This window comes from Streptococcus pseudopneumoniae, from assembly GCF_038148935.1.
Classification (GTDB): Bacteria; Bacillota; Bacilli; order Lactobacillales; family Streptococcaceae; genus Streptococcus; species Streptococcus pseudopneumoniae_U.
On the sequence record NZ_JBBJZX010000155.1, the window covers coordinates 1 to 1,981 of the forward strand.

Consider the following 1,981-nt stretch of genomic DNA (forward strand, 5'->3'; position numbering starts at 1 on the left):
GTTTGCTCTTTAATTTTCATTGAGTATAAGTAAATTTCTATCTTGATTTTCAGATAAAAATCTTTCCTTCTGTGGCCTCTTCTTACGCTTGAGAAGGGCTTCTGCCGACATGGCTTCTTCCTTACTGGCAAATCCTTGAGCATAGATAAGTTTGACTGGTAAGCGAGCCCTAGTATACTTAGCTCCCTTACCACTATTGTGCACAGCGAGGCGTCTTCTCACATCAGTCGTATAGCCTGTATAGTAGGAGCCATCTCTACATTCTACTACATACATGAAAGCCTTATGATCCATAATAAATCTCTTCGAGTTCCGGCGTATAAGAGCCATCATCATTGTGGACAATGAGAGGTGGCAAGACCTTAAAGCCACTTGTCGAGCCATCCTTGATAGCCTCAATCAAGAGCATATTGGCTTCTTTTTCCCGCTTTGGATAAACAAACTGCAGGCGCTTAGGGGCTAGATTATGCCGTTGTAACGTATCCAAAATATCCAGAAGTCGATCAGGACGATGAACCATGGCCAAACGCCCATTAGATTTGAGAATACTCTGGGCACTACGACAGATTTCCTGCAAATTGGTCGTGATTTCATGTCGCGCCAAGAGATAATGTTCACTCTCATTTAAGTTGGAATGAGGATCCACCTTGAAATAGGGTGGATTACACAAAATCATATCCACCTTACTTCCCTGAATGTAAGCAGGCATATTTTTCAAATCATCACAGATGACTTCCATCTGCTCTTCCAAACCATTCAAACGGACAGAGCGTTCAGCCATATCCGCCAAACGCTCCTGAATCTCAACAGCCAAAATCTGTGCCTGAGTACGAGTGCTAGCAAATAGCCCCACTGCTCCATTCCCAGCGCAGAAATCCACAATCAAGCCCTTTTTAGGAAAACGTGGAAAACGTGACAAGAGAACACTATCCACCGAATAGCTAAAAACCTCTCTATTTTGAATGATTTTAATATCTGTTGAGAAGAGCTGGTTAATGCGCTCCCCTGATTTTAATAATTGTTCTTCTTCCATGGTTCTATTATAGCAGATTTATATTAACATTACAAAAAATATAAAATTCTAAACTACTTCTTCTTTTTTAAATAGTGCAAGGCTTCTCTAGTCCAAATTGGCATCATTCGTTTAAGAGGCGCAAAGCCGTAGTTAAAACGGTCGCTTGAAAAGCGTCTCCGTCTCGGAAACTGGTGCTTTTCTTCCTCCAAAGTGCGGATAGAAAGACTGGCTTTCCCTGTAAATTCATCTAAATCCACTACCTGAACCAGAACCTCTTCATCGACTTTCAAGGCTTCATGAATATTTTCAATAAAGCCTGTCCGAATCTCTGAAATGTGAATCAGCCCCGTATCACCTGTCTCTAGCTCAACAAAGGCACCATAGGGCTGAATCCCTGTAATACGACCCTTTAGCTTATCACCGATTTTCATCTTAGTCCTCGATTTCAATTGTTTCAATCACAACATCTTCAACTGGCTTGTCCATAGCTCCTGTCTCAACAGCAGCAATGGCATCCAAGACAACGTAAGAAGCTTCATCAGCTAACTGTCCAAAAACCGTGTGACGGCGGTCTAGGTGAGGTGTCCCACCTTGGTTAGCATAGATTTCTGCAATCGGTTCTGGCCAACCACCACGAGCAATTTCTTTCTTAGAATATGGCAGGTGTTGATTTTGCACGATAAAGAACTGGCTGCCGTTGGTATTTGGACCAGCATTGGCCATGGAAAGAGCTCCACGGATATTGTAAAGTTCTTCTGAAAATTCATCCTCAAAAGATTCGCCGTAGATGGACTCGCCACCCATACCAGTTCCAGTTGGGTCTCCACCTTGGATCATAAAGTCCTTGATAATACGGTGGAAAATGACACCATCATAGTAGCCATCTTTTGAAAGAGCTACAAAATTAGCCACTGTTTTAGGAGCATGTTCAGGGAAAAGCTTGATACGCAAGTCTCCGTGATTGGT

4 protein-coding genes are annotated in these 1,981 nt (G+C 42.6%); all 4 read right to left on the reverse strand.

Translation table 11 applies throughout. The annotated features are described in order from the left end of the window. Positions 1-9: 9 nt before the first annotated feature. On the reverse strand, positions 10-294 hold the full coding sequence (locus WKI42_RS10225) for a GIY-YIG nuclease family protein (protein WP_112444276.1): 285 nt from the start codon (positions 292-294) through the stop codon (positions 10-12). Further along, complete coding sequence (locus WKI42_RS10230; RefSeq protein ID WP_033685376.1) at positions 284-1,033, reverse strand: tRNA1(Val) (adenine(37)-N6)-methyltransferase; 750 nt, start codon at positions 1,031-1,033, stop codon at positions 284-286. Before WKI42_RS10230 ends, WKI42_RS10225 begins: the two co-directional genes overlap by 11 nt. A 53-nt stretch (positions 1,034-1,086) precedes the next feature. Next, positions 1,087-1,446, reverse strand: a complete 360-nt coding sequence (locus WKI42_RS10235) for a S1 RNA-binding domain-containing protein (protein ID WP_368081867.1) — start codon at positions 1,444-1,446, stop codon at positions 1,087-1,089. A gap of 1 nt (position 1,447) precedes the next feature. Then, positions 1,448-1,981, reverse strand: a 534-nt coding sequence (locus tag WKI42_RS10240) for a peptidylprolyl isomerase (RefSeq protein ID WP_368081868.1), incomplete at its 5' end; no start/stop codon positions are given.

Excerpts from the sequence above, each read along its gene's own strand:
- WKI42_RS10225 (WP_112444276.1), bottom strand. The coding sequence starts at position 294 with ATGGATCATAAGGCTTTCATGTATGTAGTAGAATGTAGAGATGGCTCC.
- WKI42_RS10235 (WP_368081867.1), bottom strand. The coding sequence starts at position 1,446 with ATGAAAATCGGTGATAAGCTAAAGGGTCGTATTACAGGGATTCAGCCC.
- WKI42_RS10230 (WP_033685376.1), bottom strand. The coding sequence starts at position 1,033 with ATGGAAGAAGAACAATTATTAAAATCAGGGGAGCGCATTAACCAGCTC.